The organism is Leisingera sp. (assembly GCF_034669605.1).
GTDB lineage: Bacteria > Pseudomonadota > Alphaproteobacteria > Rhodobacterales > Rhodobacteraceae > Leisingera.
Map to the genome: position 1 here is coordinate 1 of NZ_JAXMOX010000233.1, position 6,714 is coordinate 6,714.

At 64.2% G+C, this 6,714-nt stretch carries 7 protein-coding genes; all 7 read right to left on the reverse strand.

Annotated elements, in window-relative coordinates; all coding sequences use genetic code 11:
• Nucleotides 1-22: 22 nt before the first annotated feature.
• Nucleotides 23-670 carry an SDR family NAD(P)-dependent oxidoreductase gene (locus VOI29_RS21265; RefSeq protein WP_323783457.1) on the reverse strand — a complete coding sequence of 216 codons (648 nt, stop codon included), beginning with the start codon at nucleotides 668-670 and terminating at the stop codon, nucleotides 23-25.
• 132 nt (nucleotides 671-802) lie between these two features.
• On the reverse strand, nucleotides 803-1,075 hold the full coding sequence (locus tag VOI29_RS21270; RefSeq protein ID WP_323783459.1) for a hypothetical protein: 273 nt from the start codon (nucleotides 1,073-1,075) through the stop codon (nucleotides 803-805).
• A 143-nt stretch (nucleotides 1,076-1,218) separates the two neighbouring features.
• The gene (locus tag VOI29_RS21275; RefSeq protein WP_323783471.1) at nucleotides 1,219-1,761 is read right to left on the reverse strand and encodes a DUF2199 domain-containing protein; all 543 of its coding nucleotides are present in this window, start codon (nucleotides 1,759-1,761) and stop codon (nucleotides 1,219-1,221) included.
• Nucleotides 1,762-1,918: 157 nt separating this feature from the next.
• A complete protein-coding gene (gene purF, locus VOI29_RS21280; protein ID WP_323783461.1) occupies nucleotides 1,919-3,439 on the reverse strand; it encodes an amidophosphoribosyltransferase in 1,521 nt (506 codons plus the stop codon).
• A gap of 367 nt (nucleotides 3,440-3,806) precedes the next feature.
• Nucleotides 3,807-4,460: a hypothetical protein gene (locus VOI29_RS21285; protein ID WP_323783464.1), complete on the reverse strand. Its 654-nt coding sequence runs from the start codon at nucleotides 4,458-4,460 to the stop codon at nucleotides 3,807-3,809.
• 3 nt (nucleotides 4,461-4,463) lie between these two features.
• Nucleotides 4,464-5,864: a selenium-binding protein SBP56-related protein gene (locus VOI29_RS21290; RefSeq protein ID WP_323783467.1), complete on the reverse strand. Its 1,401-nt coding sequence runs from the start codon at nucleotides 5,862-5,864 to the stop codon at nucleotides 4,464-4,466.
• A 280-nt stretch (nucleotides 5,865-6,144) separates the two neighbouring features.
• The coding region (locus tag VOI29_RS21295) for a Hint domain-containing protein (protein WP_323783469.1) at nucleotides 6,145-6,714 on the reverse strand (570 nt) is incomplete at its 5' end.

Genomic DNA, 6,714 nt, shown 5'->3' on the forward strand with positions numbered 1-6,714 from the left:
CGGCGCGGGACGGCGGCAGGCGTCAGTCCGCGAGGATCTGCGGCAGCAGGCGGGCGGCTTCGTCCTGGATCGAGGCGAGGGCGCTGCGGTCCTCGCCCGGGTGGAAGCGGGCGCGCAGGGCGGTGGCCATCGGCTGCGGTTCCAGGATCCGCACCTGCGGGCCGGTGCGCTCGGCCTCGGCCTGCCAGCTGCGGGCCAGCGCCATCTGCGCCGCCTTGGTGGCGCCATAGGTGCCATAGAACTTCTCGCCTGCCTTGGCGTCGTCAAAGAACACCGCGCGGCCCGGCTGGCCCAGCAACGGCGCCACATAGGGGATCAGCACCGAGGTCGCAGTGGCGTTGATGGCCACGGCCTTGGTCCAGTCCTTGGGGGCAACCGATGGCGCCGGGCACAGCGCGGTGGCGTGGATTGCCGTATGCAGCCACAGGTCCAGCTTGCCCCAGCGGTCGTGGATGCCGCGGCAGAGCGTCGCCATCGCCTCCGGAACGGTGATGTCCATCGGCGCCAGGGTGGCAGAGCCGCCCACCGCCTGGATGCGGTCATCCAGCTCTTCCAGCGCGCCGGTGGTGCGGGCGACGGCGACAATGTGATGGGTGGGCGCAAGCGCCTCGGCCAGGGCGTTGCCAAGGCCGCGCGATGCGCCGGTGATGAGAGCGATTTTGTCTGTCATGGCCGCCTTCATGGGCCGCGGGCGCGGGCAGGTCAAGAGGCGCTGAAACCAGCCCTGGAACGCGCAGGGGTTTTCATAGAAACGCCCGCAGCTTTTCCCGCATCAACCCGCCCGCGCGCGGGTCCGGATGGTTCAGCTGCCCGGCATCATCAGGCGCTTGCTTTCACCTCTGGAATTCAGGATCAGACCCTTGGCGTCAATGGCCACCACCTGGCCCGATGACAGGCGGCTGCCGCGCGACACTTTGCGGGTGCGGCCCGACGGCAGCCGGATCAGCGCGGTCATGCTGTCCTCGGGACCGTAGAGGCCCAGCAGGCTCAGGTTGCCGCGGTTCATTGCATTGGTCTGGGTCGCAAGCCCTGCCACCTTGGCAGGGGTGCCGGTCTCAGTCTTTGTGTTCGACATACCGTCCGTTCCTCATTAATCCGGACGTATCTGGGCTGCCGCAGGCTGCGTATCAAGCCGCATCCGATGCGGCGGCACCTGTATCGGCGGGAAGCCGCGGACGGCCGCAACGGGACCGCGAGACCGGCTGCCCCGGCACCCGCTCAGGCGTCATAAACCAGCGACGGCAGGTCGTGGCCATAGGCATAGAGCAACTCCAGAAGCTCCTCCAGCTCGGCGCCGTCCTTTTGCAGCGGATAGAGCGGGTGGTTCTGCTCGGTGACCTTCAGCTCAGGATACTCACCGCCGGGGCGCATCTCCAGCATGCAGCCTGCAGGCACCGCCATATCCGGCGGGATCGCATTGGCCAGCCAGGCCGGGCGGTCGCCCAGCTTTTCCGTCTCGCGCATCTCGAAGAGGTCGAGATAGGCGTCGAAATCATCGCGGCTGAGGCTGGCCCAGGTGCCCAGGATGAACTCCTCGCCACGGCTGTTTGCCAACGGCACCGCCAGCACCGCGCGGATAAAGCGCAGCTCGCCGAGGCGGCAGAAATCATCCGTCAGGATGTCACCGCGGGTGGCCAGGACGGCAGAGTTGTCCTCCACCTCCATGTCCTCGGAGCAGATATCGGGCCGGTCGCAGCTGAGGCTCAGCAATTGCGCAAATGTGGCGCCGCAGCAGCGGCACTGGCGCGGGGAGATCAGCATGCGGGCAAGATGCGCGTCCAAAAGGCGGCCTTTCATCTGAAAGCATAGGAAAAGGCGCGGGCCGTCACGGCCAGCGCCTCCCCATGCACTGTTGGCGGCTCTCATACGCGGATGCAGCCGGAATATCAAACCCCCATGGATCGCGGGGGCGCCAGCCTCAGCCGGTGGCCAGTTTCGAAGCGTTCCAGGAGGCGCCGGGGGCCGGCATGTCCTGGATCTTGGCGCTGACCCGGCTGCTGCCTTCGAGCGCGTCCAGATATTCGGCGGTGACGCCGGTGACATAGTTGCCGTCAAAGCAGGAGCAGTCAAAGCCCTGGATGTCCGGGTTGCCTTCCTGCGCCGCCCAGATCAGGTCTTCGAGCTTCTGATAGAACAGCGCGTCAGCCCCCAGCTCCTCGCGGATTTCCTCGACAGACAGGCCGTTTGCGATCAGCTCATGCTTGGTCGGCATGTCGATGCCATAGACGTTCGGGTATTTCACCGGCGGCGAGGCAGAGGCGATATAGACCTTCTTGGCGCCCGCATCGCGGCACATCTGCACGATCTTTTTAATCGTGTTGCCGCGCACGATGGAATCGTCGATCAGCAGCACGTTGCGGTCCTTGAACTCCAGCGGAATCGCGTTCAGCTTGCGGCGCACCGATTTCTGCCGCTCGGCCTGGCCCGGCATGATAAAGGTCCGGCCGACATAACGGTTCTTCACCAGCCCTTCGCGGTACCGGATGCCGGTGGAATTGGCGACTTCCAGCGCCACCGGTCGGGCCGAATCAGGCACCGGGATGATGCTGTCGATCTCCAGCCCCGCGTCCTGGATCTGCTTGGCCAGCGCCTGGCCCATGCGCAGCTGGGTCTTGTAGACCGACACGCCGTCCATCATGGAATCGGGCCGCGCCAGGTAGACATATTCAAAAATACAGGGGGTCAGCTTGCCCTCGACCGCCTGGAAGGTATGCATATTGCCGTCCAGATCAATCAGAATGGCCTCGCCCGGCTTCACATCGCGGAGCTTTTCAAAGCCGTTGATGCCGAACGCCACATCTTCAGAGGCAAAGCAGAAGTCCTCGCCGCCGCTTTCCGCCGGGCGCTTGCCCACGGACAGCGGGCGGATGCCGTTGGGGTCGCGGAACGCCAGCATGCCGACACCGGCGATCATGCACAGCACCGAATAGGCGCCCTGGATCCGCTCCATCGTCGTCTTCACACCGGCAAAGATGTTGCGGACCGGCTCGGCATTGCCATTGACCTTGATCGCGTCAGCCACCTTGTCGGCCAGCACGTTCAGCATGATTTCGGAATCCGAGGTGGTGCGCAGATGGCGGCTGTATTTGCCGGTCACCTTCTCGCGCTGCTCGGCGGTATTGGTGATATTGCCATTGTGCACCAGATAGATGCCATAGGGCGCGTTCACAAAAAACGGCTGCGCTTCGGCCGCACTCAGCGAACCCGCGGTGGGATAGCGGACATGGCCGATGCCGGTCTTGCCGGTCAGGGTGTCGGCATCCTGCGGGCCGAACACATCCTTGACCAGACCGTTTTCCTTGCGCTCGCGGAAGAACTCGCCGGTGTAGGTCACAATCCCCGAGGCGTCCTGGCCGCGGTGCTGCAGCATCAAGAGCCCGTCATAAATCTCCGCAAAGACATCCGTGTCCCGGCTTGCGATCCCCAAAATCCCGCACATTGGCTGGCTCCAATCCCACTTAGGCTTTGCTGTTCGGTTGCTGATGGAAGCGGCTCGGATGGCAGTCTAGCGCATTATGCCTGCTGCGCGCCAATCCGGCTGACCGGGCCACGCCAAAGGACCGTACCGGCAAGCCGGCCTGAGCCTGAGCGCCGGATGCGCCGCCGGCACCCGGCGCGCAGCGCGTCAGGTCAGGTCCGCAAGGGCAGGCGGGCAGCGTCTGCAGCAGCAAGGCGGTGTGGCTCCGAATCCGTTTCCTGTTCCGGCCCTCACATAGTGCCTTTCGCCGCGGCTGTCATCACAGGATCACATATCCGATGCCGCACCGCGGCAACGGGGGTGGGGCAGGATGCTCCGGGCGGCCGCATCAATGCAGCGTCAGCAGCGAAACAACGCCCACCAGAACAAGGCTCAGCGCCCAGACCAGATCCAGGTTGAACCAGCTCTTTGACAGGAACTTCAGCCCCAGCCAATGATAAACGCCAAGCGCCAGCACCCCGCCGGCTGCGGTCATCGCAAGAGTATGGGCCAGCGCCACAGTTACGGCGATGCCGGCAGTGCGCCCCATCAGCGTAGAGGCGGCGGCGTGGCCTGCGTCTTGGTCCGGGCCGCAAAGGCCCAGATAGACCGGCACCAGCATCAGCCCGGCGCCATGCGCCATTGCGGCAAGGAACGACCACAGCGCCAGCCGCGACGGCGGCACCCGCGCCAGAAAGCGCGGATGACGGCGGTTGATCAGCAGATACACCCCCAGCGCAATCACCAGGCAAGCCGCACCGATGCGGATTTCCGCATGCCACTCCGTCAGCCGCAGCAATGCCGAAAACGGCAGCAGGATCGCAGCCATGGCCAGCAGATGGCCCAAGGCCAGCGCCAGCAGCGCCTTCAGCAGGCTGGTCCTGCGCCGCTCCATCAGCGCCGAGGAGACCGCCAGCGGCCAGCCCATCCCCGGATTCACCCCGTGATAGATCCCCGACGCAACAACGGCCCACCACAGCGCCGCCGTTGAGAGTTCCGCCACCCGTCAGACGGAGGGATAGCAGAAACTGTCGGTGGAGCAGTCGCCCCCTTCCAGCCGGATCTGGTGGCTGCGGTAGCCTTTGGGAAACTCGACAAAGAAATCCTTGTCCAGTTCCAGCCCGCCGTTTTCGCCCACCTTGGCCATCACCATCTGGCCGCCTTCGCCGCCCGGATAGAACTGGTCGTCCCAAGTGGAATAGAGCGAGTTGGTCCAATAGACCCGCTTGCCGTCGCGGCTGATCTCGACCATCTGCGGGCCATAGGCAAAATCCTTGCCGTTGGGGTGCTTGGCGCTGCGGGCAATCCCGCCCAGTTCAACCTTGCCCGCCAGCTTGGGCTTCATCGGGTCGGAAACATCATACTGATGCATTTCCCCCAGCCCCCAGCAGGCCACATACAGGTATTTGTCGTCCAGGCTCAGGTCGATGTCGGTGACCAATGGCGGCACCGCCGCGAATCCCTGCAGCAGCGGCGGCAGGTTTTCCGGCTTCTCCGGGCGCGGGTCGATGGTGAGGGTTTTCCTGGCCTCGAAGGTGCCGTCATCCTTCTGCCACCAGGTAAAGATCGCGCCCTGCAGGTTGGTGGTATCCACCACCACGCCGCAAAAACCATAGTCCTTGGAGGGGTCATGCGCGGGCCGGATCTCCAGCGCCATCTGGTGGTTTTCGCCCAGGTCGATGGTCTGCACGTTCTTGCGCTGGCGCAGGTTCCAGAAATGGATCGAATGGCCGTATTTGTTGCTCAGCAGATCCTCGGCCACGATGCCGTTCTCGAACTGCGGCGGCAGCCCCCATTCCGAGCTGACCATGTAATCGCGCGGCAGGTTCCACCAGAAGTCATAATGCTTGTCCTGCTTGCCGCGGTCCATCTCGTAGCGGCCCAGGATCTCGAAGGTTTCGCAATCCATGATGAAGATGCCCGGCGGCCCGTCGGTGCCATCTTTGCCGCCGCCGCCCAGGGTCGAGACATAGATGCCCTCGGGCCCGCAGTGAATGGTATGCGGGCGGGAATAACCGGTCTTGGCAAAGACCTCTTCCGGCTCGATGATCTTGTGGATCTTCGCCTGCAGCGGCTCCTTCACGTCAATCACATAGATCCGGCTGGAGCGGATGCCGGGAATAATCAAATAGCGCCGCTCCAGAAACGCGTGCCCCGTCAGCGGCGACAGGGCCGACGAACAGGCATTCCAGCCGAAATGATGAAATTCGTCGCCTTTGTTGGGCATCATCAGCTGATGCACGATATCGCCGTAGCTGTCCGACTCGGGATCCACATCGACAACCGCCAGCCCATCGGGCTGCGAGCCATCGGGGCTGAGCATCAGGGTGAAAGCCAGCGTCTCGGCCGGGGCTTCCATGGCGAGTTTGGGGGTGGCATGAAATGTGGGGTCAGGCCGCAAGTTCATCGTTAAATCCTCCCTGGAACCGGGCGCCAAGCGGTCTGTTGTGCGTTCTGCGCCTGTGTCCGATGCTGGCACACAACTGTTTTCCGGGCAACTTCTTCCCCGAACGCGCCTGCAGGCGGAACAAACGTTCTGAAATCATTGGGGGATTTCCGGACACGTCTGTTGCAGATGTCAGGGGCGGATCTCCCGCGTTGCAAAGGGGCGGTCTGCCAAAGAAAAGGCCCGCACAGTGGCGGGCCGAGGGGGGGAGGGAGGAATGGCTGGTTTCCGGGGCCGGGGATCAGGCCGCCAGAATGCGGTCCAGCAGGTTGTCCAGCGGGCTGGGCAGGCGGGCGTCGGTGCCGCCCATGCCGGTTGCGGCCAGGGCACGGCCTTCATCGCTGGCCAGAACCTGGCGGGTTTCGGTCAGCGACAGCTGATGAAAGGCCGAGTCTTCAGCAACATCGCCTGCGGGCATCAGCATGCCGCTTTCGGCCCAAACCAGCTCTTCTTCTTCAAATTCGAAATGGATGCGGCCCAGGCGTTCCGGCGCGGCGGCGGAAATGCCCTTGTAGCCGGTCAGCGCAATCAGCTTGGCGACCACAACCGGCAGGCCGAACAGGCGCTCGGCGGTGTCCATCTCCAGCGCCACTTTCTGGTCCGAAGGCAGCATCAGGTCGGTGTCGTTGCCCAAAGCACCGGCCGGGACATGCAGGCATGTGGTCAGGCGCGGCACCGCGTGGCGCACCGCCTTCACTTCCTGGGCACCGCCGTCAAAGGTGAACACCATGTCGCCGGGTTTCACGTCGCGGGCCTGCTTAAAGCCTGCTTCGGTCTCAACCAGGGTCGCAGGCAGAAAGCCGCCGCTGCG